The organism is Cellulomonas sp., from assembly GCF_965229465.1.
Classification (GTDB): domain Bacteria; phylum Actinomycetota; class Actinomycetes; order Actinomycetales; family Cellulomonadaceae; genus Cellulomonas.
Window position 1 is genome coordinate 351239 of sequence record NZ_OZ245882.1, and the last position, 23279, is coordinate 374517.

Annotated in this window: 19 protein-coding genes; 11 read left to right on the forward strand and 8 right to left on the reverse strand. The window is 73.7% G+C overall.

The window, feature by feature from the left end; genetic code table 11:
• Position 1: 1 nt before the first annotated feature.
• From ACO06A_RS01580 to ACO06A_RS01590, 3 genes are all read right to left on the reverse strand, one after another.
• On the reverse strand, positions 2-1129 hold the full coding sequence (locus ACO06A_RS01580; RefSeq protein ID WP_421734416.1) for an acyltransferase family protein: 1128 nt from the start codon (positions 1127-1129) through the stop codon (positions 2-4).
• Positions 1130-1200: 71 nt separating this feature from the next.
• Positions 1201-1740 (reverse strand): 5-(carboxyamino)imidazole ribonucleotide mutase, encoded by a 540-nt coding sequence (gene purE / locus ACO06A_RS01585; protein WP_421734417.1) that lies wholly within the window; start codon positions 1738-1740, stop codon positions 1201-1203.
• 89 nt (positions 1741-1829) lie between these two features.
• Positions 1830-2996: a 5-(carboxyamino)imidazole ribonucleotide synthase gene (locus ACO06A_RS01590; protein WP_421734418.1), complete on the reverse strand. Its 1167-nt coding sequence runs from the start codon at positions 2994-2996 to the stop codon at positions 1830-1832.
• 127 nt (positions 2997-3123) lie between these two features.
• On the opposite strand from ACO06A_RS01590, the gene ACO06A_RS01595 reads away from it, so the two are divergent.
• Positions 3124-3624 (forward strand): GtrA family protein, encoded by a 501-nt coding sequence (locus tag ACO06A_RS01595; RefSeq protein ID WP_421734419.1) that lies wholly within the window; start codon positions 3124-3126, stop codon positions 3622-3624.
• A 16-nt stretch (positions 3625-3640) separates the two neighbouring features.
• Here the strand turns inward: ACO06A_RS01595 and manA are convergent, their stop codons facing one another.
• The 3 genes from manA to ACO06A_RS01610 all read right to left on the reverse strand — a co-directional run bounded on the left by manA (position 3641) and on the right by ACO06A_RS01610 (position 6970).
• Complete coding sequence (gene manA / locus ACO06A_RS01600) at positions 3641-4837, reverse strand: mannose-6-phosphate isomerase, class I (RefSeq protein ID WP_421734420.1); 1197 nt, start codon at positions 4835-4837, stop codon at positions 3641-3643.
• 105 nt (positions 4838-4942) lie between these two features.
• A complete protein-coding gene (locus ACO06A_RS01605) occupies positions 4943-6265 on the reverse strand; it encodes an ATP-binding protein (protein ID WP_421734421.1) in 1323 nt (440 codons plus the stop codon).
• 3 nt (positions 6266-6268) lie between these two features.
• The gene (locus ACO06A_RS01610; RefSeq protein WP_056089661.1) at positions 6269-6970 is read right to left on the reverse strand and encodes a response regulator transcription factor; all 702 of its coding nucleotides are present in this window, start codon (positions 6968-6970) and stop codon (positions 6269-6271) included.
• A gap of 153 nt (positions 6971-7123) precedes the next feature.
• Between ACO06A_RS01610 and ACO06A_RS01615 the strand changes: the two genes are divergently transcribed.
• The 5 genes from ACO06A_RS01615 to ACO06A_RS01635 all read left to right on the forward strand — a co-directional run bounded on the left by ACO06A_RS01615 (position 7124) and on the right by ACO06A_RS01635 (position 16366).
• The gene (locus tag ACO06A_RS01615; protein WP_421734422.1) at positions 7124-8428 is read left to right on the forward strand and encodes a sensor histidine kinase; all 1305 of its coding nucleotides are present in this window, start codon (positions 7124-7126) and stop codon (positions 8426-8428) included.
• The gene (locus tag ACO06A_RS01620) at positions 8425-9141 is read left to right on the forward strand and encodes a response regulator (RefSeq protein WP_175346116.1); all 717 of its coding nucleotides are present in this window, start codon (positions 8425-8427) and stop codon (positions 9139-9141) included. The genes ACO06A_RS01615 and ACO06A_RS01620 overlap by 4 nt, the downstream gene beginning before the upstream one ends.
• Positions 9142-9245: 104 nt before the next feature.
• Positions 9246-10037 carry an ABC transporter ATP-binding protein gene (locus ACO06A_RS01625; RefSeq protein ID WP_421734423.1) on the forward strand — a complete coding sequence of 264 codons (792 nt, stop codon included), beginning with the start codon at positions 9246-9248 and terminating at the stop codon, positions 10035-10037.
• The gene (locus ACO06A_RS01630) at positions 10037-12634 is read left to right on the forward strand and encodes an ABC transporter permease (protein ID WP_421734424.1); all 2598 of its coding nucleotides are present in this window, start codon (positions 10037-10039) and stop codon (positions 12632-12634) included. The genes ACO06A_RS01625 and ACO06A_RS01630 overlap by 1 nt, the downstream gene beginning before the upstream one ends.
• 114 nt (positions 12635-12748) lie before the next feature.
• Positions 12749-16366 carry an FtsK/SpoIIIE domain-containing protein gene (locus ACO06A_RS01635; protein ID WP_421734425.1) on the forward strand — a complete coding sequence of 1206 codons (3618 nt, stop codon included), beginning with the start codon at positions 12749-12751 and terminating at the stop codon, positions 16364-16366.
• Here ACO06A_RS01635 and ACO06A_RS01640 read toward each other — a convergent pair.
• On the reverse strand, positions 16348-16743 hold the full coding sequence (locus tag ACO06A_RS01640) for a hypothetical protein (RefSeq protein ID WP_421734426.1): 396 nt from the start codon (positions 16741-16743) through the stop codon (positions 16348-16350). The two genes, ACO06A_RS01635 and ACO06A_RS01640, sit on opposite strands and share 19 nt — an antisense overlap.
• A 387-nt stretch (positions 16744-17130) precedes the next feature.
• On the opposite strand from ACO06A_RS01640, the gene ACO06A_RS01645 reads away from it, so the two are divergent.
• Positions 17131-17379, forward strand: a complete 249-nt coding sequence (locus ACO06A_RS01645) for a WhiB family transcriptional regulator (protein WP_055912771.1) — start codon at positions 17131-17133, stop codon at positions 17377-17379.
• A gap of 163 nt (positions 17380-17542) precedes the next feature.
• Here the strand turns inward: ACO06A_RS01645 and ACO06A_RS01650 are convergent, their stop codons facing one another.
• Positions 17543-19024: a sensor histidine kinase gene (locus ACO06A_RS01650; protein WP_421734427.1), complete on the reverse strand. Its 1482-nt coding sequence runs from the start codon at positions 19022-19024 to the stop codon at positions 17543-17545.
• A gap of 111 nt (positions 19025-19135) precedes the next feature.
• Here ACO06A_RS01650 and ACO06A_RS01655 point away from each other — a divergent pair, with 111 nt between their 5' ends.
• The 4 genes from ACO06A_RS01655 (at position 19136) to ACO06A_RS01670 (ending at position 23252) form a co-directional block, all read left to right on the forward strand.
• On the forward strand, positions 19136-19654 hold the full coding sequence (locus ACO06A_RS01655) for a DUF2505 domain-containing protein (protein ID WP_421734428.1): 519 nt from the start codon (positions 19136-19138) through the stop codon (positions 19652-19654).
• Between the two features lie 288 nt (positions 19655-19942).
• Complete coding sequence (locus ACO06A_RS01660; protein ID WP_421734429.1) at positions 19943-21244, forward strand: extracellular solute-binding protein; 1302 nt, start codon at positions 19943-19945, stop codon at positions 21242-21244.
• 86 nt (positions 21245-21330) lie between these two features.
• A complete protein-coding gene (locus tag ACO06A_RS01665) occupies positions 21331-22341 on the forward strand; it encodes a carbohydrate ABC transporter permease (RefSeq protein ID WP_421734430.1) in 1011 nt (336 codons plus the stop codon).
• Positions 22338-23252 (forward strand): carbohydrate ABC transporter permease, encoded by a 915-nt coding sequence (locus ACO06A_RS01670; protein ID WP_421734431.1) that lies wholly within the window; start codon positions 22338-22340, stop codon positions 23250-23252. Before ACO06A_RS01665 ends, ACO06A_RS01670 begins: the two co-directional genes overlap by 4 nt.
• Positions 23253-23279 lie beyond the last annotated feature (27 nt).

Sequence of the window (23279 nt, forward strand, 5' to 3'; positions counted from 1 at the left end):
CTCAGGCCATCGCCTCCACCAACCGGGGTCCGCGCATCACGCGGTCGAGCACCGCCGCGCGCGGTCGCTCCAGGGCGGCGAGGGTCGCGCTGCGGAGCCGGGGTCCGAGCGGGACCTCGACGTACCGGTGCACCGCCCACGCCAGAACGGTCACCACCGCGAGGGCCGACGCGAGGGCGACCGCCGCGGGCACGTGGTCGGCGAGCAGCCGGATCACCGCCAGGCCCCAGTATTCGTGCACGAGGTACAGCGGGTAGGTGAGCGTGCCGAGCGCGACGAGGTGGCGGTGCTGCCAGCGGCTCACCCGCGTGAGGGCGACGACGGCGACGAGCGCGACGCACCCGATCACGGCGAGGCCGAGCAGCGCGGTCGAGGGCGCGTACCCGGTGGTCCGCTCGAGCACGGCCGCGCGGGACGGGACGACGAGGGCGACCGCGAGGGTGGTGTTGACGGCGACCGCGGCCCACGGCAGGACGCGGCGACCAGCGGACTCACGGTCGCCGACCAGCACGAACAGCGCCATCCCGGCGGCGAACAGCGGGGCGTAGTCGGCGATGAGCAGCGAGGCGAGACCGTCGGCCCCGGTGCGCTCGGTCAGCAGGGCGACCCACGGCCACGCCAGCGCGACGCCGACGACGCGGCGACGGGTGATGCCGACCAGGGAGAACACGCCGAGCAGCAGGTAGAACCGCAGCTCGGTCCAGAGGGTCCAGTAGACGCCGTCCACATGGTCGACGCCGAGGGCCGGCTGCATCATCGTGAGGTTCACCAGCACCTGGTGCGGGGTGACGTGCTTGCCCTCGGGCCAGACCAGGAGCAGCAGGGCGCCCGTGGCCAGCACCGCCACCCAGTACGCCGGGTAGAGGCGGGCGACGCGGGACGCGACCACCTGCGCCGTCGGACGACCCCACGCCGTCATCAGGATGACGAAGCCGCTGATCACGAAGAACAGCTCCGGCCCGAGCGAGCCGTAGCCGGTCCACCGGCCGATGCCGCCGAGACGATCTGCCTGTCCGTCGCCCCACGCCGAGCTCGTGCGGCCGGTGAAGTGGTAGAGCACCACGGCGGCGGCCGCGAGGAACCGGAGGGCGTCGAGCGCGGCGAGCCGCGGGCGGGGCGCAGAGGTCATCCGCTCGACGCTAGGCAGCCCGGGCCGGACCCGCACGCCGAGCGAGGGCTCCGCACGGAGCCTTCACACGGTCAGACGCTGAAGCCCACGCTCGGCCGGGAGGTCGTCTGGGACCGCAGCCGCTCGCCCTTCCCGTCTGCCTGGCCCTCCAGGTCCTTCTGGAACGCGGCCATCGCGGCGCGCAGTCGCCCCGCCTGCTCGCCCTCGCCCGAGGCCAGGATGCGGACCGCGAGCAGGCCGGCGTTCCGCGCACCGCCGATGGACACGGTCGCCACGGGCACGCCTGCGGGCATCTGCACGATGGAGAGCAGCGAGTCCATGCCGTCGAGGTAGGCCAGCGGCACCGGCACCCCCACCACGGGCAGCGTGGTCACCGCGGCCAGCATGCCGGGCAGGTGGGCCGCTCCCCCGGCACCCGCGATGACGACGCGCAGTCCGCGGTCCGCGGCGGTGCGGCCGTACGCGATCATCTTCTCCGGCTGGCGGTGCGCGGAGACGACGTCGATCTCGACCGGGACGTCGAACTCGGCGAGCGCCTCCGCGGCGGCCTTCATCACGGGCCAGTCCGAGTCGGAGCCCATGACGATCCCCACCAGGGCCTGCGCTGCCATCACCGTCTCCGTCCGTGCACCCGATCAGCTACGGCGACGCCGCGCGCCCATCATCACCCAGCCTGCGCGCTGCGCGGTGCCTGTTCGCGTCAGGCGGACGCGTCGCCCCGCAGCACCGCCGCCGCCGCGACCGCGCGGCGCCGGACGTCGTCGAGGTCGTCGCCGCTGACGTTCACGTGCCCGAGCTTGCGCCCCGCGCGCACCTCCTTGCCGTACAGGTGCACCTTGGCACCGGCGTCGAGCCGGGTCACGTCCCCGAGCGCGTCCGTGGGGTCCGGCAGCGCGCTGCCGAGCACGTTCGCCATCACGGTCCACGGTGAGCGCGCCGACGTGTCGCCGAGGGGTAGGTCGAGCACCGCGCGCAGGTGCTGCTCGAACTGGCTGGTCACGGCACCGTCGATGGTCCAGTGGCCGGAGTTGTGGGGTCGCATGGCCAGCTCGTTGACCAGCACGCGCGGCGGTCCGCCCGCGCCGTCGGCGACCTCGAACAGCTCCACCGCCAGCACGCCGGTGACGCCCAGCCCCGCGGCGATCCGGGTGGCCACGTCGAGGGCCTCTGCCTGCGTCGAGGGGTCCAGGCCGGGGGCCGGAGCGACGACCTCGGCGCACACGCCGTCCCGCTGCACGGACTCGACCACGGGCCACGTGCGGATCTCGCCGCTGGGCCGCCGCGCCACCAGGACGGCGAGCTCGCGGGTGAACGGGACCTTCTCCTCCGCCAGCAGAGGGACACCCGTGCCGTCGGCGACCGCGGCGAACCAGTCCTCGACCTCGCCGGCCGCGCGCACCACCCGGACGCCCTTGCCGTCGTACCCGCCGCGCGCCGTCTTCACCACGGCGACCCCCTCGTGGTCCGCGAGGAACGCGGTGAGGTCGGCGGCGGTCGACAGCGCCGCCCAGGCAGGGATAGGCACTCCGAGCGCCGCCAGCCGGGTGCGCATCACGATCTTGTCCTGCGCGTGGACCAGCGCGGCCGCGTCCGGGTGCACCGCGACCCCGGCCGCCTCCAGCCGGTCCAGCAGGGCGTTGGGCACGTGCTCGTGCTCGAACGTCAGGGCGTCGGCCCCGTCAGCCAGGCGCGTGATCGCGGCCTCGTCGGAGGCGGACCCGACGGGGGCGTCGACCACGACCTGCGCCGCCGACGACGTCCGGCTCTCGACCAGGACCCGCAGGTGCACCCCGAGCGCCGTCGCCGCAGGCACCATCATGCGGGCCAGCTGGCCACCACCGACCACGGCCACCACGGGTGCTGTCACGGGCGACGACACTAGCCGAGCGCCGGAGCACGCCGAAACGCTTCGCCGAGGCCCCCGTCGGGTCCCACCCAGATGATCGGGATATCCTCTCCGGACTGCCTGGTACCCGCACCGCCCGAGGAGCTTCGTGAGCGCGCACGACGAGCTGACCGCCAGCCCGCCCGTGCCCGCGCCTGCTCTCACCTCCGCAGTCCGCACAGCCGCCCTGCGCGCGCGCGCCTACGAGCTCGCTCGGTTCCTGTCCGTCGGCGGCGTCGCGTTCGTCGTGGACCTCGGTCTGTTCAACCTCCTGCGGTTCGGCCCCGGGCAGCTGCTCGAGCACAAGCCGCTCACCGCGAAGATCATCTCGGTGATCGCAGCGACGGTCGTGTCCTGGCTGGGCAACCGCCACTGGACGTTCTCCCGGCAGCGCACCGACCGCCCCACGCGTGAGCTGGTGGTGTTCACCGCCATCAACCTCGTCTGCGCGGTGGTGCCCGTCCTCACGCTGGCGTTCTCGCACTACGCGCTCGCCCTGACCACCCCGCTGGCGGACAACGTGGCGACCGTGCTCGGCATCGCCATCGGCACCGCCCTGCGCTACGTCGCCTACAAGCGCTGGGTGTTCACGGGGTCCACCGCGTCCTGACCGGCACCCCTGACGGTCAGGGCACGTCCGCCTGCACGATCACCGCGTCGCCGGACGCGGTGACGTCGCCGTCGGTGGCCGGCACGAACGCCGACTGCCCACGGGTGAGCAGGAACGAGCCGTCGTTCTGCGTCGAGACCTCGGCCTCGCCCTCGATGCACACCACGACCCGCGGGCCGCGGCCGGGGATGCGGATAGGCCCCTCGTCCGTCAGGCGCGTCACCGACAGCTCGAAGTCGTCCACGGGCGCGTAGAAGATCCGCGTCGAGGTGAACACCCGCTCGGGGGCGATGCGGATGGGCGGGGCGGCCACGCAGTCCACGTTCCGCAGCAGCTCGTCGACGTCCACGTGCTTGCTGGTCAGTCCCGCGCGCAGCACGTTGTCCGAGTTGGCCATGATCTCGACACCGACCCCCCGCATGTACGCGTGCACCGCTCCGGCGGGGACGAACAGCGCCTCGCCCGGCCGCAGCGTGACCGGGTTCAGCAGGACGGACGTGACCGCGCCTGGGTCGCCCGGGTAGGCGGCAGCGAGGCGGATGACGGTGCGGTCGGTGCGCGGCGACGGGGAACCTTCGGTCAGCCGGCGCGCGCAGGCGTCGACGAACTTGGCCACGTCGGCGGCGCCCGGTCGGGTGTCCGGGAGCAGGAGCCACTCGAAGGCCTGGCGGACGCCGGTCGAGGTGGGGTCGCTGACCAGCAGGGCGTGCAGGTCCGCGGCCAGCGGGGCGTCCAGGTCGGCCAGCAGCTCCGCGGCGCGGCGCGGGGCGCGGAACCCCACCATCGCGTCGAACCGGGTCAGGGCGTACAGGAGCTCGGGCTTGTGGTTGGTGTCGCGGTAGCTGCGGATCGGCGAGTCGACGGGGATGCCCGCGCGCTCCTCGTCGGCGAAGCCCGCACGGGCACGCTCGATCGAGGGGTGCACCTGGAGCGAGAGCGGGGCGTCCGCGGCGATGATCTTGAGCAGGTACGGCAGCTGGGAGCCGAACCGCGAGCCGACGTCGGCGCCCAGGTGACGGGCCGGGTCGGACGCGATCAGCCGGTCGAGCGAGATCGGTCCGTCCGCGGTCTCGACGATCGAGGGGGCGCTGGCGTGGGCGCCGAACCACGCCTCAGCGACCGGGCGGCCGTCCGGCACCCGTGCGAGCACGTCCGGGATCGCGGTCGTCGAACCCCACGCGTAGTTCTGCGTGGCGGGCGTGATCCGGTACACGGCGGTGCTCTCCTGCGGGTGCTCGGTGGCCAGGTTGGCGTCCCAGGTTACTTGGCCGCGCGCCTGACCCGACGCGGTCCGCCGGGTGAGACCCCGGCATAACGGTCAGCGTCGGCGCCGGTCCGGGCGGGCGGAGACGACGGCGCCCAGCGGGAGCACCACGTCGGGGCGCAGGGACGCGGGGACGCCGGACAGGAACAGGGCGAAGACGGCGGGTCGGCGCTGGGCGAGCTCGAGGCGGCCCCCGTCGGCGGAGGCCAGGTCGCGGGCCAGGGCCAGACCGAGGCCGGTGCCCCTGCCCGAGGTCACCTCGCGCTCGAAGATCCGCGGCGCCAGGTCGTCCGGGACGCCGGCGCCCTCGTCGGCGACCTCGACCACCACGGCACCCGACGGCCCGCTGGGGCGCGACCGCACGGTCGTGGTGCCGGCGCCGTGCTTCAGGGAGTTCTCGATGAGCGTGGCGATCACCTGCGCGAGCGCGCCGGGCGTGGCCAGCACCTGCGTGGCGCGGTCCACCTCGACGACGAGCCGCCGGCCCGCCGCCTGGAACGTCGGCTGCCACTCCTCCTCCTGCTGGTGCACGACCTCGAGCAGCCGGAGCGCCTCGGTGGTGCCGCCCGCGACCCGGCGCGAGCTGGCGAGGAGGTCGTCGACCACGCGGACGAGGCGCTCGACCTGCTCGAGCGAGATGCGCGCCTCCTCGCCCACGGTCGGGTCGTCGGTGGCGAGCATGATCTCCTCGAGCCGCATCGACAGCGCGGTCAGCGGCGTGCGCAGCTGGTGGGAGGCGTCGGAGGCGAACTGCCGCTCGGCCGCCAGCCGACCGGCCATCCGGTCGGCGCTGCGCGCCAGCTCGGCCGCGACCAGGTCGATCTCCTCGACCCCGGAGGGCTCCAGGCGCGGACGCACCTGCCCGGCGCCCAGCTGCTCGGCCGAGGCGGCCAGGTACACGAGCGGGGCCGTCAGGCGGTTGGCCTGCCAGATGGCCATGGCGATGCCCGCGGCGAACGCGACGACGGCGGCCACGACGACGAGGGCGATGACCCGCGCGCTGAGCCAGAAGACGTCCCACCACGACACGTACAGAAGGACGGTGGCGCCCGTGTCGGAGTCCACCTTCACCGACAGGCTGCGGCCCTGGATGCGGTCACCCGCCCGGTACACCTCGCCGTCCGGCGCCTGCACGACCACGGACGCCGGGATGTCGCCCGGCCCGCCCGCGGCGTTCTCGAACATCCGGTTGGTCAGCGGGATGTCCTGCTCGAGCCGGAAGTCCACCGCGCGCGCGGTGTCCGCGGCACGCGACTGGAGCGCCTGCATCTCGTTCTCGCGGACCAGCTGCGCACCCAGGAAGGCCAGGGGGAAGCCGAGCAGGACCACCGCGACGGTGACCGCCGCGATCGTCGCCTGCAGGACGCGACGACGCAAAGCTCAGGCCCGCTCGGACGCGCCCGCGCCGCCGGTCTCGAACCGGAAGCCCATGCCACGCACCGTGGTGACGTAGCGCGGCGCGTTGGCGTCGTCGCCGAGCTTGCGGCGCAGCCAGGAGACGTGCATGTCCAGCGTCTTGGTCGAGCCGGTCGGGTCCGAGCCCCAGACCTCACGCATGAGCGTCTCGCGCGCCACGACGGTTCCGGCGGCGCCGACGAGCACGCGCAGCAGGTCGAACTCCTTGGCCGTGAGGTGCAGCTCGCGCTCGCCCTGGAACGCGCGGTGGGCGGCGACGTCGACGCGCACGTTCTGCGCGTGCAGCTCGTCCTCGTCCGCCGGGTCGCCGACGCTGCGGCGCAGCAGCGCACGCACCCGGGCCAGCAGCTCGGCGAGCCGGAACGGCTTGGTGACGTAGTCGTCGGCGCCCGCGTCGAGGCCGACCACAAGGTCCACCTCGTCGGCGCGCGCGGTGAGAACGAGCAGCGGGGTGGTCAGGCCGAGGTTGCGGATGGCGCGGGCCACGTCGAGGCCGTCCATGTCCGGCAGGCCGAGGTCCAGGACCACCAGGTCAGCCGCGGCGGCGCCGTCGATCGCACCTTGACCGGTGCCTTGCACGCGCACGTCGTAACCTTCACGCCCGAGGGCGCGGGCCAAAGGCTCGGCAATCGCGGGATCGTCCTCGGCCAGCAGCACCTGGGTCATTCGCCCATGCTAGGTCATGGGACGGTCTTGACCACCAGCGGGGCGCGCCCAGATGTTCGCGTGAACCGTGTGCCCCCGGGGACGGACGCTCGGCGGGTCCCGGTCGTCCTGGAGGGGCACGACGCCCTGAGCCCTCACGCCTACCCTCGGGGGGTGACGAGATGGGAACGCCTGCTGCGGTGGGAGGAGGCGCACCGGTTCGCGGTCGACGCCACCGGCACCGGGTTCCTGCTGCTGGTGATGGTGGCGACGTCGACGGACATCGCCAGCTCGACGAGCAACGCGATGCGCACGTTCGCGTCGCCCCTGATCGCGATCGCGATCGTCACCCCCCTCGCCTGGCGCCGCGTCCGACCCGCCGCATCGGCCGCAGCCGTGTACACCGTGGCCCTGCTCCAGCTCGCGTTCTGGACGCCGCTGGTGCTGCCGGCGGACATCGCCGTGCTGGTGGCGCTGTACTCGGTCACGGTGCACGGCCCCCGGTGGGCGCACCGGGTGGCGATCGTCGGCGCACTCGTCGGCTCGGTCCTGCTGGGCATCGTGATGAACGGGTGGTACGGCGCCGCCGCGGTGTCGACGGCCGTCTTCACCGGCGTCGTCTCCCTGTCGGTGTGGGCGTTCGGCCTGGTCCGGCGCTCCCGGCGGGAGACCATCGGGGCCCTCGTGGACCGCGCACGCCAGCTGGAGGTCGAGCGCGACCAGCAGTCGCAGATCGCCACCGCGGCGGAGCGCGCCCGCATCGCCCGGGAGATGCACGACATCGTCGCGCACTCCCTCACCGTGATGATCGCCCAGGCCGACGGAGGCCGGTACGCTGCGGACGCCGACCCCGGCGCCGCGACCCGCGCGCTGGGCACGATCGCCGAGACGGGCCGCGCCGCGCTCACCGACATGCGGCGGCTGCTCGGCGTCCTGCGCGGCAGCGGGGACCGCGAACCAGGCGCAGAGCTGCCCGGGCCGGGTGGGCTCGGCCACGGTGCGGTCCCGGGGTTCGCACCGCAACCTGCCGAGTCGGACATCGGCACCCTGGTCGACCAGCTCCGCGCCAGCGGCCTGCGCGCGTCGCTCGTGCGCATGGGCGAGCCCCGCAACCTCCCGCCCGGCGCCGGGCTGACCGTGTTCCGGATCGCGCAGGAGGCGCTGACCAACGTGCTCAAGCACGCCGGGCCCGATCCGCTGGTCACAGTGCTCGTGCAGTGGCTCCCCGACGCGATCGTGCTCGAGGTGACCGACGACGGCCGCGGTGCCTCCGCCGACTCCGACGGGCTGGGGCAGGGTCTGCTCGGCATGCGCGAGCGCACCACGATGTTCGGGGGGACGGTCACCGCCGGCCCCCGACCGGGTGGCGGCTTCCGGGTCCGCGCCCAGCTGCCCACCCCCGGGGACGGCCCTGGCGGCCGCACCCCCACCGACGAGAGGACTTCCGTGACGCACACCCAGGACGAGGCCACCCGATGAGCGACAGCCCGATCCGCGTCGCACTGGTGGACGACCAGCAGCTGGTCCGCGCCGGGTTCCGGATGGTCATCGACTCGCAGGCCGACCTCGAGGTCGTGCTCGAGGCCGGCGACGGGGCGCAGGCGGTGCGGGCCCTCGACCCCGCGGCACGGACGGCCACCGGACCGGTCGACGTGGTGCTCATGGACGTCCGGATGCCCACCATGGACGGACTCACGGCGACCGCGCAGATCACCGCGCGCGCCACCGACGACGCCCCGGCGCCCCGCGTGATCGTGCTGACCACCTTCGACCTCGACGAGTACGTGCTGTCGGCGATCCGGGCGGGCGCCAGCGGGTTCCTGCTCAAGGACGCGCCCCCGGAGGAGATGCTCGCCGCCATCCGCACCGTGCACCGCGGGGACGCCGTGATCGCACCGTCCAGCACCAAGCGGCTGCTCGAGCACCTGGTCACCGCTCTGCCCCCCGACGAGCCGGGCACGCCGACGGACCCCGCCCGCCTCGCGGTGGCCGACCTCACCGACCGCGAGCGCGAGGTGCTGGTGCTCATGGCGCGCGGCCGGTCGAACACCGAGATCGGCTCCGACCTGTTCGTCGCGGAGGCCACCGTCAAGACGCACGTGGGCCGCATCCTGGCCAAGCTGCACGCCCGGGACCGGGTGCAGGCCGTCGTCGTCGCGTACGAGACCGGTCTGGTGCGGCCGGGGTCCTGATCGGCCCACGGGATGACGGACGACCACACCACGGCCTGATGCGCCGGGTCGGGACGGCTCCGTAGCGTCGAGAGCGTCATCACCGCCCCCGAAGGAGCTCCCCTGTGGACACCACCGTCTTCCGCCCGCTGGACACCCCGCCGCACCCCCCGGCCACCGTGGCGGTCAGCGCGCGGTCGCTGACCAAGGTCTACGGGAAGGGCGCCGCCGAGGTCCGGGCGCTCGACGGTGTCGACGTCGACTTCGCGGCGGGTGCCTTCACGGCGATCATGGGCCCGTCCGGCTCGGGCAAGTCGACGCTGATGCATGTCCTGGCGGGGCTGGACGGGGCGACGGCGGGCACCGCCCGGCTCGGCGCCACGGAGATCACGTCCCTCGACGACACCGCGCTGACGCGCCTGCGCCGCGACCGCGTCGGGTTCGTGTTCCAGAGCTTCAACCTGCTGCCGATGTTCACGGCCGAGCAGAACATCCTGCTACCGCTCGAGCTGGCCGGGTCGGCGGTCGACCGGGAGTGGTTCGACACCCTGGTGTCGACGCTCGGGCTCGGTCAGCGCCTGACGCACCGCCCCGCCGAGCTGTCCGGTGGGCAGCAGCAGCGGGTGGCCATCGCGCGGGCGCTCATCGCGAAGCCGGAGGTCGTCTTCGCCGACGAGCCGACGGGCAACCTCGACTCCCGCTCGGGCGCGGAGGTGCTCAGCTTCCTGCGGCGCTCGGTGCGCGAGCTGGGACGCACCATCATCATGGTCACGCACGACCCGACGGCGGCCGCGTACGCGGACCGGGTGGTCCTGCTCGCCGACGGCCGGATCGCGGGTGACATCGCGGACCCGACCCCGGAGTCCGTGCTCACCGGCCTCGAGGCCCTCCGCGTGCTCGACCAGGCGGCCCTCTGATGCTGCGACTCACCCTCGCGCAGATGCGCCTCAGCCTCGGTCGCCTGACCGCCGCCGCGGTCGCGATCGCCATCGGCACCGCCTTCCTGGCCACCACCCTGCTCGCCGGCAACGTCATGACCCGCACGGGCTACGACGCGGTCACGGCGACCTACGCGGACGCCGACATCGTGGTGAGCGGCGAGCTCACGCAGGCCCAGCTGGAGGAGGTGCGCGCCCTCCCGGACGTCCAGGCCGCCGACGTGCTCGCCCCGACCGGCATCGAGATCCGCAAGGGCGGCACCAGCCGCTGGGAGCTCGTGCTGCCCACCACCGACGACCCGCGGCTGAGCTCGCTCGCGGTCGACGACGGCACCGCGCCGTCGGGCACCGGCGAGATCGCCCTGCCCGCCGCGACGGCGGAGGCCCTCGGGGTCGGCGTCGGCGACACCGTGCAGGTCCGGTGGACCACGCCCGAGCCGGTGGCCACCGCCACCCCCACCGCCTCCGAGGACGCGTCGGCCGTGACCGACGAGACGTGGCGGACCGTCGACGACGACGTGCTGGTGACCGGCATCGCCGCGGACCCGTCGAGCGCGTGGTCGCAGGCCGGTGGCGCGGGCCTGGTGACCACCGACGACCTCCTGCGCTGGACCGGCGTCGACTCCCTCACGGAGCTGGGCTCGGACGTCCTCGTGGTCGCGGACCCCGGCGTCGGCGCCGAGGCGCTGCGCGACCAGGTCGCGCCCGTGGTGCCGGGGTCCGAGGTGCTCACCAAGGACCAGGCGGCCGCCGAGGCGGTCTCGGAGTTCTCCGACGGCGGGAACGTGCTGGTCACGATCGTGCTGGGGTTCGCGTCCGTGGCGCTGCTCGTCGCTGCGCTGGTCATCGCCAACACCTTCCAGGTGCTCGTCGCGCAGCGCACCCGCACGCTGGCCCTGCTGCGCTGCGTCGGCGCCGGGAAGGGGCAGCTGCGCCGCTCCGTGCTCGTGGAGGCGGCGATCCTCGGGTCGGCCGCCTCCGTGGTCGGGCTCGTCTTCGGCCTGGTCCTCGGGCAGACGGCGCTGATCGTGCTGGGCCGGCTGGACCTGGGCGTGCCGCTGCCGAGCACCATCCAGGTCACGCTGCCCGTCGTGCTGGTGCCGCTCCTCGTGGGCACGCTGGTCACGGTGCTCGCCTCGCTGGTGCCGGCGCGCGAGGCGACCCGCGTGTCGCCGATCGCGGCGCTGCGTCCCGCGGACGCCCCGGCCGTCGGCGCCCGCGGAGGACGCGTGCGGCTCGTCGCGTCGATCCTGCTCATGCTCGGTGGCGTCGGCGTCCTGCTGCTCTCCACGGCACTGGCCAGCACCGGCGGAGCCGATCCCACGCTCCTGCTCGGTGTCGCCGTGCTCGCCGGTGCGCTGTCGTTCGTCGGGCTCCTGCTCGGGGCCGTGTTCTGGGTGCCGAAGGTCGTCGCGTTCGCCGGGCGGCTGCTCGCGCGCACCGGCACCAGCGCCCGCCTCGCGGCGGCCAACACCGTGCGCAACCCGCGCCGGACGGCCGCGACGAGCGCCGCCTTGCTGATCGGCGTCACCCTCGTGGCGATGATGAGCACCGGGGCCGCGAGCGCGCGCGTGTCGCTGGCGCAGGAGCTGGACGAGCACTTTCCCGTGGACCTGATGGTCGACGGCTCGGTCCAGGGCGACGACCCGACCCTGCCCTCCGACGTCACCGACGCGGTGGTGGGCGTCGCCGGCGTGGACACGGTGCTCGAGATGCGCACCGCCTGGGTCCCGCTGAAGGACGACACCTGGGTCATGGTGGCCGCACCCGCCGACGGCGCAGCCACGGACGTGCTGCGCGACCCCCGCACCGCCGACGACCTCACGGACGGCACGCTGCTCCTGCCGAAGATCTACGCGGACCGCGCCTCGGACGAGAGCCTCCCGGTGGCCGCGTACACGACCGCTCTCGACACCTCCGAGCCCGCACCGGGCGGGGGCGAGGTCCCGCTCGAGCCGGTGGCGAGCGACCTGGGCGGGATCTACGCGCTCGTCACGCCGGCCACCCTCGACGCGCTGGCGCCGAGCGCGCCCGTGTCGATGCTCTGGGTGGCGCTCGACCCCGACGCGGACGCGGCGCTCGTGCTGCAGGAGGTCCGGTCGGCCCTGCCCGACACGCCGGCGGAGGTGAGCAGCGCCGGGGCCCAGCGGGCCAGCGACGAGGCGGTCATCGACTCGCTGCTCGCCGTGGTGGTGGGGCTGCTCGGCGTCGCCGTGGTGATCGCGCTGATCGGTGTCGCGAACACGCTGTCGCTCTCGGTCCTGGAGCGGCGCCGCGAGTCCGCGACGCTGCGGGCGATCGGCCTGTCCCGACGCCAGCTGCGCTGGATGCTCGCGGTCGAGGGGATGCTCATCGCGGGCGTCGGCGCGGTGCTCGGTGCCGGGCTCGGGCTCCTGTACGGCTGGGCCGGTGCCGTCGTGGTGTTCGGCGAGGTCGGTGACGTGGTCCTGGTGGTCCCCTGGTCGCACCTCGCGCTCCTCCTGGTGGTCGCGCTGGGTGCCGGGCTGCTCGCCTCGGTGCTGCCGGGCCGAGCAGCCGCCCGGACCTCGCCGGTGGCGGCCCTCGCGGTCGACTGACCCGTTCGCCCGCAGGCCCACCGAGAGGACCGGTGGGCCTGTGGGCGGCGCGTCGCGTCCCCGGTGCAGGGGCGACGCCGCACGTCCGGGGTGGTCGCACGACAGGGTCGTGACGTGCGGTTCACCTTGCTCCACCCCGACCCCGCCCGTGGTCCCGGGCTCCAGGCCACCGACGTGGAGGCGGACGTCGGCACGGCTCTGTCGGTGCTGCGGCCCGCGCTCGCCCGGGTGAGCGGCTACCCCGGCTGGGTCAGCGCAGCGGTCCGCCCCGCCGTCGGGGCTGCGGTGCTCGACGACCACCACACCGTCGGCCAGCCCCCGCTGGTCGAGGGGTGCGTGCTGCGGACGGAGCCAGGACCGCGCTCGGCGGTCGAGCGGGCGGTGACGTCCGCGTGGCACGTGGCGGTCACGGCGGGTCCCGACAGCGGCGGGGTCGTCGCGCTCCCGGCGGACGCGGCCGTGACCGTCGGCCCGGCGGGCTCCGACCTGGCCGTGCACGACGACACGCCGCACGTCGTGCAGGTCCGGCACCGGCGGGGACGGGTGCAGGTGCGGACTGGGCTCGTGTGGCGGCGGTGGCGGCCCGAGCGCCCACGCAGGCTCGGGGCCTCGACCGTCGTGCTGCGCGCCGCCCGCGGCAGCGCGCCGGAGGGCCGGCCGGCCGAGCCGGTCTCGGCGGCCCGCCCGGCCACCTGGCTCACTCCGCTGGTCGGCTCCGTGGCGCTGGCGGTGGCGCTCCGGCAACCCCTTCTCGCGCTCGCGGGCCTCGCGGTGCCCCTCGTGGGTCTGGGCGCCGCGGGAGTCACCCGGTGGCGGCACCGGCACAGCTCGGGGGGCGACGAGCGCGTGCGGGACCCGGCGGCGCTGGTGGGCGCGACCGCCCGGGCGGCCCTGACCGGCGGCGATCCCGCCACGCTCGACCAGCCCTGGGACGCCGGCGGGTCGTTGGCGGTGATCGGTCCGCGTGCGCTCGCCCTGCCCGTGGCGCGAGCCGTCGTCCTCGGCACGCTCGGCACCCATCTGTCCGGGACGCTCGCGATCCGCACCCGGCACGACGACGACTGGGCGTGGTGCGTCTGGGTGACCGCGGCCGACGCCTCGCTCCCCCAGGGTCCCGGTGCAGCTCTCGTCGTCGCGGACCAGCCCATCGACCCTGCCGCGCTCGCCCGGTGGCGTGCGGCCGCGCCGCCGGCGCACCGCCTGCTCGTCGTCGCCGGCTCCGCGGCCGAGGTGCCCGCGTGGTGCCGCGCCCGGCTGGAGGTGAGCCTGCGGTCGGTCCGGCTGTGCGAGCCGTCGGGCACGGTGCGGGACGTCCCTCGGCACACCCTGACCGCGCAGCGGGCGCTCGAGCATGTGCGCGCCGCCGTCGCCGCCCGGGCTGCCGCCGATCCGGTGGGTGCCGCTGCTGCGCTCCCGGCACGGGCGTCGTTGGCCGCGCTCGACGGCATCCCGGTGCCCGACCGGGTGGCCGCCGCGTGGGCGGTGCCCCGCACCGGGCTCGTCGCAGCGCTGGGCGTCGGTGCGGGAGCGTGCTCCGTCGTCGTCGACCTCGTCACCGACGGACCGCACGCGCTGGTCGCGGGCACCACGGGCGCCGGGAAGTCGGAGCTGCTCACCACCCTGGTGCTGGCCCTCGCGCTGACGCACCCGCCGGACCGGCTGGCGATCCTGCTGGTCGACTTCAAGGGCGGGACCGGTCTCGGGCCGGTGTCGGGGCTGCCGCACGTCCTGGAGCACGTGACGGACCTGGACGCGGTGCACGCGCGCCGAGTCCTCACCGCGCTCCGCGCCGAGCTGCGTCGGCGCGAGCAGGTCCTGGCCGCGACGGGAGCCCGCGACCTCGCCGAGCTGGATCCCACAGGCGCAGGCACGCCACCACGGCTGCTCGTCGTCGTGGACGAGCTCCGCGCCCTGGTCGAGGACGTCCCCGAGGCCGCGGCGGCGCTCACGCGGATCGCCGCGCAGGGGCGCGCGCTCGGTGTCCACCTCGTGCTGGCCACGCAGCGACCGGCCGGGGCCGTCGGGGCCGACCTGCGCGCCAACGTGGCACTGCGCATCGCCCTGCGCGTGACGGACCAGGCCGACTCGACCGACGTGCTCGACGCGCCGGACGCCGCCCTGATCGACCCGGCGGTGCCGGGCCGCGCGTGGGTGCGCCGCGGGACGCGGCCGCTGGAGCCGGTGCAGGTCGCCCGCGCGGTCCTGGCGCCCGCCGTCCCGACCGTCCGACCCGCCCGTCCGTGGTCGGCGACTGGTACCGGGTGGTCACCGGACCCCTCGCCCGCCGCACCCGTCGACGACCCTGTCGAGGTGTGGGTGCGGGCTGCAGTCGAGGCCTCGTCGGGTCGACCACCGGGTGGCCGGTGCCCGTGGCTGCCCGCCCTCCCGCCCGTGGTCACGCGTGCGGACGTCCCGGACGGCCCCGGCCTCGCACTGGGAGTCTCGGACCTCCCGGACGAGCAGCGACGCGGTGCGGTGCGCTGGGACCCGTCCGAGGGGCCGCTCCTGGTCCTCGGCGGTCCGCGCTCCGGGCGCACGACCGCCCTGCTCGCGGCGGGTCTCGAGGCCCTGGATCAGGGCTGGGAGCTCCACACGGTCGGTCTGCCGCCCGACGCCGTGCTCCGGCTCCGAACGGGCGACCAGCGCGGTCGTCTGGGCAGCACGCTCGACACCGACGACCCGCGGGCGGTCGCCCGCCTGCTGGAGCTGGCCGTGGCGCCGGGCCGGACGGGGGTGCTGCTCCTGGTCGACCGCCTCGACCTGCTGCTCGAGTCGCTCGGCGGGCTGGCCCGCGGCGCGGGTGCGGAGCGGCTGACCGCGCTCTGGCGGGGGAACGCCGGCGGGACCGCCCTGGCCGCGGGTGCCGACGTCGGCGCGGCGGTGCTGCGGCACGCCGGCGCCTTCGCCAGCCGACTCGTTCTCCCCCTGCCGGACGCGACGCTCGACGCGCTGGCGGGCGTACCGGGCGAGCTGGCGGGCCGCCGTACCACCGCCGGACGGGCGGTGCACGTGCACGCCGGCGGCGCGGAGCTGTGCCAGGTCGTGCTGCCCGGGCCGGAGCCCGGTCCCGGCGGGACAGGGGTCTCGCGGGACCGCGCCGTGCTGCTGGTGCGCAGCCTCCCCGACAGGGCAGGGCTGCCCACCGGCGCGGACGCCGCTCGCGGGCTCACCGTCCCGATGGGACCGGGCGGTGACGACGGCGGGACCGTGTGGGCCGACCTCACCCACGGGCTCCTCGTGGCGGGGCCTCCCGGGTCGGGTCGCAGCACCGTCCTGGCGGTGGTCTCGCGCTCGCTCGTGCGGGCGGGGGTGCGGGTGGTCCGGCTCGTGGACCCGGCCGGCGTCGCCCCGCCGCCGCTGGCCGGCGTGCGGGACTGCGGGCCGGCGGACGTCCTGTCGACGTGCGCGCGCGAGGGTGCCTCGGTGCTCCTGGTCGACGACCTGGACGACCTGGAGCGCAGCCACCCCGAGCTGCTCGGTGCGGCGCTCACGCCGAGCGTCGTGGCCACCGTGACGTCGGCGTCCGCGGCGCAGGCGTTCCGCGGCACCATCCCCGCACTGCTCCGCCGCCGCCGGGTGCTCGTGCTGGACCCGCACGACCCGGCGTCGGCCGAGCTGGTGGGTCCCCGTGCACCCTGGTGCGTCGATCCCGTGCGCCGGCCCGCGGGCCGCGGCGTGCTGCTCACGGGACGGGACGCGGTCGTCGTGCAGGTCTACTCCGGGGCGCCCTGACGGCGAGCCGTCACCGCGACGACGGCCGGCAGCAGGAGCCCGACGCCGACGGCGACCGCGACGACCAGCACGACGGCCGCCCACACGGTCGGCTCCGCCCCGAGCCAGCCGATCGCCAGCACGACGAGCAGGATCTGCCACATGATCACCGGCGACCGCGCCCAGCGCCGACCGCGCCACAGGCCGCGAGCCGCCAGCACGAGCAGCAGCGCGATCCCGATGCCGAAGGCCGCCAGGAAGAGGCTCGCCCCCGCCATCGTCGCGGTGCCGCGGACGACGTCGGCGATCCACGCGGCCCCCAGCCCGAGGAAGGCGGCCGCCTCCAGGGTCACCAGGAGGCAGACGACGAGCAACGGGACAGGTCGGCGGTCGGTCACGGGACGAGCCTAGGCAGGTCGTCGGCGCGGGGCTGCCCTCACGTGCGCTGACCTGCACCGACGCGACGAAAGACCCATACCACGTCCGGAGCGTGTCTCACGCCACGACGTGATGCTGATCACCGCCGACTAGCGGCGCGGCGACACGGACCTTTGTCCTACACCGGCCCTCACCTGCACCAATACGCGGGAGGCCCGCTCACACAGTCCACCCACAGGTGTGACGAACGCCTCAGCCGTTATCGACATGAAACCTTCCCGTAACTCTTGTGGACTTGCCATACCGGTGCGAGCCTTGACGCAGCAAGTCCCCCACCCCCGATCTCATGTCCAGACTCGCGCGCCCTGACCAAGGCGCCGTCTCGACGTGTGCCTAGGAGAGAACTGATGGATTGGCGCCACCGCGCAGCGTGTCTCGACGAGGACCCGGAGCTGTTCTTCCCCATCGGCAACACCGGTCCCGCGTTGCTCCAGATCGACGAGGCGAAGGCTGTCTGCCGCCGCTGCCCCGTCGTCGACACCTGCCTCAAGTGGGCGATCGAGACCGGTCAGGACGCCGGCGTGTGGGGCGGTCTCTCCGAGGACGAGCGCCGCGCCCTCAAGCGCCGCACCGCGCGCCAGCGCCGCGCCGGCTGACCTCCCCGACGCCCCCGCTACGGCCCCGCCGCGCACCGCGCCGCGGGGCCGAGCCATGTCTGCATCGGGGAGAGCCGGACCCGTGGCGGTCAGTGCGGGTCGGGCCGGTCGGTGCCGGTCAGTGCTCGTCAGTGCTCGTCAGTGCCGGTCAGATCAGTGCCGGTCAGATCAGTGCCGCGGCGTCCCGCGGTCCGCGCAGGCGCGCCTCGATGACCACCGACGTGCCACCCCCGACGCGGCTCGACCACTCGATCGTGCCGCGCATCTCGTTGGTCACCAGCGTCGAGACGATCTGCGTCCCGAGCCCGGTACCGGCGCCGCGCCCCGTCGGCAGGCCGGAGCCGTCGTCGGCCACCTCGACCCGCAGGGCGTCGTCCTGCCGCTGCACGATCACCTCGACGGTCCCCGTCTCCCGCCCCTCGAACCCGTGCTCGACCGCGTTGGTCACCAGCTCGGTGAGGATCAGGGCGAGCGCGGTCGCATCCTCCGCGGGGATCGAGCCGAACGACCCGCGCACCAGCGTGCGCACGCTCGCACCCTCCGTGGCCACGTCCGCGGCGAGCCGCAGGCTGCGGCCGACCAGGTCGTCGAACGGCACGCTCTCGTCCAGGGTCTGCGACAGGGTCTCGTGCACGAGCGCGATCGTCGCGACCCGACGCATCGCCTCCCCGAGGGCCTCCTTGGCCTCCGGCGAGGCGACCCGCCGCGACTGGAGCCTCAGCAGCGCGGCCACCGTCTGGAGGTTGTTCTTCACGCGGTGGTGGATCTCGCGGATCGTCGCGTCCTTGGTGATCAGCTCGCGCTCACGACGCCGCAGCTCGGACACGTCGCGGCACAGCAGGACGGCACCGACGCGCTGGCCGTGCTCGGTCAGCGGCACCGCGCGCAGCGAGAGGGCGACGCCGCGCGCCTCGACGTCCACGCGCCACGGCGCCCTCCCCATGAGCACCAGGGGCATCGACTCGTCGACGGTGTCGTGCTGCTCGATCAGGTCTGCGGTCACCTCGACCAGCGAACGGCCCACCAGGTCGCCGACGACACCGAGCCGGTGGAAGCAGGACAGCGCGTTGGGGCTCGCGTACAGGACCTCGCCCTCCGAGTTCAGGCGGACGAGCCCGTCGCCCACGCGCGGGGCGCCGCGGCGCGGACCGGTCGGGGCGTCGGGGGCCGGGTACTCCCCGCGACCCACCATCGCGAAGATGTCGTCGGCCGCCTCGACGTAGTTGAGCTCCAGCCGGCTGGGCGTCCGGGCGCCGCCGAGGTTGGTCTGGCGGGCGAGCACCGCGATCGGCTTGCCGCCGCGGACCACCGGGACCGCCTCCTCGCGCACCGCGTAGGAGCCGAACCAGCGCGGCTCGCGCGAGCGCTGGGCGGCGCGCTCGTCCAGCGACCGCTGGAGCTGGGGGCGCTGGCCCTCGGGCGCGCTCGAGCCGACGACGTCGTCGTAGTGCACCGTGGCGCCGGTGGACGGGCGGCACTGCGCGATGGCCACGAAGTCCCCGGCCGCCGTCGGCAGCCAGAGCACGAGGTCGGCGAACGCGAGGTCGGACAGGACCTGCCAGTCGCCGACGAGCAGGTGCAGCCACTCGAGGTCGTGAGCATCGAGCGCGGCGTGACGAGCGGCGAGGGTGCTCAGGGTGGACACGGGAACCAGGGTAGGTGTCGTCCGGCGGAGCCAGGTGCACGAACTGCCAGGACGCCCGGGACGTGGCCGGATAGCCTCGGACCCACCGACCCGATCTTCGAAGGACCCATCGTGCGACTGAGCGTGACGATCGACCTGCCGACCGACGCCCACGCCGCGGCACGGCTGCTCGCCGACCCGGAGTACGTCCACCAGAAGGTGCGCGCCAGCGGTGCGCTCGAGCAGCACGTCGACATCACGGGGGCGCCCGACGAGGCCTTCACCGTGACGACACGCCGCGCCCTGCCGACCGACCAGATCCCCGCGCACCTGCGTGGCTTCGTCGGGACCCGGATCGACGTCCGCCAGGTGGAGGCCTGGGAGGGTCCCGCGGCGGACGGCTCCCGCGTGGGGACGGTCGTCGTGGAGATCACCGGCGCCCCGGTCCGGCTCAGCGGCCGCACGGCCCTGGCCCCGGCCGGCGACGGCTCGACCACCGTGACGTACGACGGCGAGCTGCGCGCGAGCGTGCCCTTGTTCGGCTCCGCGATCGAGCAGGCGACGGCCGATGCCATCCGCTCGGCACTGGAGGTCGAGCAGGACGTGGCGCGCCGGTGGGTCGCAGGTCACGGGCCGACGCCACAGCCGTAACGATTCGGTAACACGGACCGATGTCCATATCGCTCTGACCTGCACAAACACGGGTGTGGGATCGCTACCACACGTAAACCGCCCATGTCCGTCCTTGACACTCGCGGGGGCGCCGACGACAGTATCCGCAGCGCGTGGGAACGCTCCCGCATCACTGCGGATGGGAACGCAACCACGCCGGGTCCACACGGCCCAACCCGATGTCCGTTCGCGCCCCCTGCGGCGAGCAGACGACGGGTGCCCTAGGGGTACGGCGAGGACGCCGTCCGACTGACAAGGGAGTCACCAGTGCGCAAGACCACTAGCAAGATGTGGGCGGCCGCGGCGGGGGTCACGGGCATCGCCCTCCTCGCCACCGCCTGCTCCGGCAACTCGGACACGCCGAGCGACGAGGGGTCCGACGGCGGCACCGAGAACATCACGCTGACGCTCGGCACGTTCAACGAGCCCGGCTACACGGACGAGATGTTCGCGGCGTACGAGGCCGAGAACCCGGGCGTGACCATCGAGAACAAGAAGGCCGCGACCTCGAACGAGGCCCGCGACAACCTGAACACGCGCCTCGCGTCGGGTTCCGGTGCCTCCGACGTCGAGATGATCGAGATCGACTGGCTCCCCGAGCTCATGCAGTACCCGGACAAGTTCGTCGACCTGACGGACCCGGCCCTCGACGGTCGCTGGCTCGACTGGAAGGTCGCGCAGGCCACCACGCCCGACGGCATCCTGCTCGGCTACGGCACGGACATCGGCCCTGAGGCCATCGCCTACCGCTCCGACCTGTTCGCCGCTGCTGGCCTGCCCACCGACCGCGAGGCTGTCGCCGAGCTGCTCGGTGGCAAGGACGCCACGTGGGACCAGTACTTCGCGGTCGGCAAGCAGTACACCGACGCCACGCAGAAGCCCTTCTTCGACGCCGCCGGCGCCATCTACCAGGGCATGATCAACCAGGTCAAGAACGCCTACGAGGAGGACGACGGCACGATCATCGCCGCCACGAACCCCGAGGTGAAGGACATCTACGACGCCGTCACCAAGGCCTCGGTCACCGACAACCTGTCGGCGCACCTCGGCCAGTGGAGCGACGACTGGACGGCCTCGTTCCAGACGGACGGCTTCGCGACCATGCTGGCCCCGGGCTGGATGCTCGGCGTCATCGAGGGCAACTCCGCCGGCATCACCGGCTGGGACATCGCGGACGTCTTCCCCGGCGGCGCCGGCAACTGGGGCGGCTCGTTCATGACCGTCCCGGCGCAGGGCAAGAACACCGAGGCCGCGAAGAAGTTCGCTGCCTGGCTGACGGCCCCGGAGCAGCAGCTCCAGGCCTACAAGAACAAGGGCACGTTCCCGAGCCAGACTGAGGCGCTCACGTCGCAGGATCTGCTCGGCTCGACGAACGCGTTCTTCAACAACGCCCCGGCCGGCCAGATCCTGGCCAACCGCGCCGAGGGCATCGTTGCCCCGTTCAAGGGCCCGAACTACTTCGCCGTCAACGACGCGATGCAGTCGGCTCTGACCGAGGTCGACGTCAACGGTGGTGACGCCGCTGCTCAGTGGGACACCTTCGTGAGCGCGGTCAACGCGCTCGGCTGACGCTAGCCAGGGGCCGGGCCGATGGGTCACCCATCGGCCCGGCCCTGCCAGCGAAGGCTCCGGACCACTGCCACGAAGGACACCTGATGGCCACCTCCACCACCTCGCCCCAGCTCGACAGCGGCCGCCGGCGCGATCCCGATCGCGCACCCCGCCGAGTGGGCTTCAGCCAGACCCTGGGTCGCTGGGACGTCAAGGTCTCGCCCTACCTCTACATCTCGCCGTTCTTCATCCTCTTCGCGCTCACGGGCCTGTTCCCGCTGGTGTACACGGCCTACGTGTCCGTGCACGACTGGAACCTGATCGGCGGCAAGGGTGACTTCGTCGGCTTCCAGAACTACCTCTTCGTCGTCCAGGAGCCCAACTTCTGGAAGGGCCTGCGCAACACCTTCAGCATCTTCCTGATCTCGACGGTCCCGCAGCTGATCATCGCGATCGTGCTCGCGGCGCTCCTCGACGCGAACCTGCGCGCACGGACCTTCTGGCGCATGGGCGTGCTCCTGCCCTACGTCGTCGCGCCCGTCGCGGTCAGCCTCATCTTCGGCAAGCTGTTCGCCGACAAGTCCGGCCTGATCAACACGGTGCTCGGGTACATCGGCATCGACCCGATCGGCTGGCACGCCCAGATCCTGCCCAGCCACATCGCGATCGCGACCATGGTCGACTTCCGCTGGACGGGCTACAACACCCTCATCCTGCTCGCCGCGATGCAGGCGATCCCGAAGGACCTCTACGAGGCCGCCGTCCTGGACGGTGCCTCCCGCGCACGCCAGTTCTTCTCGGTCACCGTCCCGATGCTGCGACCGACGATCATCTTCGTCGTCATCACGTCGACCATCGGTGGACTTCAGATCTTCGACGAGCCGCGACTGTTCGACCAGGCCGGCCAGGGTGGCCCGAGCCGCCAGTGGATGACCGCCACGATGTACATCTACGAGCTCGGCTGGGGCAACCAGAAGAGCTTCGGACGAGCGTCCGCGGTGGCCTGGATCCTGTTCCTCATCATCATCGTGATCGCCATGATCAACTTCGCGGCGACGCGCAAGATCTCGTCGGAGACCTCGGCGACGAAGAAGCGGAAGAAGGTTTCCCGATGAGCGCCCCCTCGCTGCCGGTCATCCGGCAGACCGCCGGCCGCGGTGCCGCCCGGGCTGCCGGTCGGAGCCGCTCCACGGCCGCCGGGTCCGACCGTCGGCCGGGCTGGGTCACCTACGCGCTGCTCGCGGTCGCGATCGTCCTGGCCATCGCTCCGCTGTACTACGCGTTCCTGCTGGCGTCGTCCAACTCGGCGTACATCGCGCAGCACCCGATCCCGTCGCTGATCCCTCAGGGCGAGTTCTTCGACAACGTCAGCAAGGTCCTGAACGGGGACATCCAGTTCTGGAAGGCGCTCGGCAACTCGATCATCGTCGGGACCATCACCGCGCTGTCGGTGGTCCTCTTCTCGACGCTGGCCGGCTTCTCGTTCTCGAAGCTGCGGTTCCGCGGCCGCAACGGCCTGCTCGTGTTCGTCATCGCCACCACGGCGGTGCCGACGCAGCTGGGCATCGTGCCGCTGTTCATCCTGATGTCCCAGTTCGGCTGGACCGGCAAGCTCATCGCCGTCATCGTGCCCGGCCTGGTCACGGCGTTCGGCGTGTTCTGGATGACGCAGTACCTCGAGTCGGCGCTCCCCTACGAGCTCGTCGAGGCCGCCCGCGTCGACGGTGCCTCGATGATCCGGACCTTCTGGCACATCGCCCTCCCGGCGGCGCGTCCGGCGGCCGTCATGCTCGGCCTGTTCACGTTCGTCGCCTCGTGGACGAACTTCTTCTGGCCGTTCATCGTCCTGGGGAACCAGAACCCGACGCTCCCCGTGGCCATCCAGCTGCTCCAGGCGTCGTACTTCAAGGACATGTCGCTGATCATGGCGGGCGTCACCATCTCGACGATCCCGCTGATCATCCTGTTCTTCGTCGCCGGCCGTCAGCTGGTGGCCGGAATCATGCAGGGTGCCGTCAAGGGCTGAGCCCCGCACACTGGTCACGGCAGGTCC

What these genes read in the sequence shown, in the direction of transcription:
- ACO06A_RS01580 (WP_421734416.1), bottom strand. Translation starts at nt 1,129, where the DNA reads ATGACCTCTGCGCCCCGCCCGCGGCTCGCCGCGCTCGACGCCCTCCGG.
- purE (WP_421734417.1), bottom strand. Translation starts at nt 1,740, where the DNA reads ATGGCAGCGCAGGCCCTGGTGGGGATCGTCATGGGCTCCGACTCGGAC.
- ACO06A_RS01610 (WP_056089661.1), bottom strand. Translation starts at nt 6,970, where the DNA reads ATGACCCAGGTGCTGCTGGCCGAGGACGATCCCGCGATTGCCGAGCCT.
- ACO06A_RS01620 (WP_175346116.1), top strand. Translation starts at nt 8,425, where the DNA reads ATGAGCGACAGCCCGATCCGCGTCGCACTGGTGGACGACCAGCAGCTG.
- ACO06A_RS01630 (WP_421734424.1), top strand. Translation starts at nt 10,037, where the DNA reads ATGCTGCGACTCACCCTCGCGCAGATGCGCCTCAGCCTCGGTCGCCTG.
- ACO06A_RS01645 (WP_055912771.1), top strand. Translation starts at nt 17,131, where the DNA reads ATGGATTGGCGCCACCGCGCAGCGTGTCTCGACGAGGACCCGGAGCTG.
- ACO06A_RS01665 (WP_421734430.1), top strand. Translation starts at nt 21,331, where the DNA reads ATGGCCACCTCCACCACCTCGCCCCAGCTCGACAGCGGCCGCCGGCGC.
- ACO06A_RS01670 (WP_421734431.1), top strand. Translation starts at nt 22,338, where the DNA reads ATGAGCGCCCCCTCGCTGCCGGTCATCCGGCAGACCGCCGGCCGCGGT.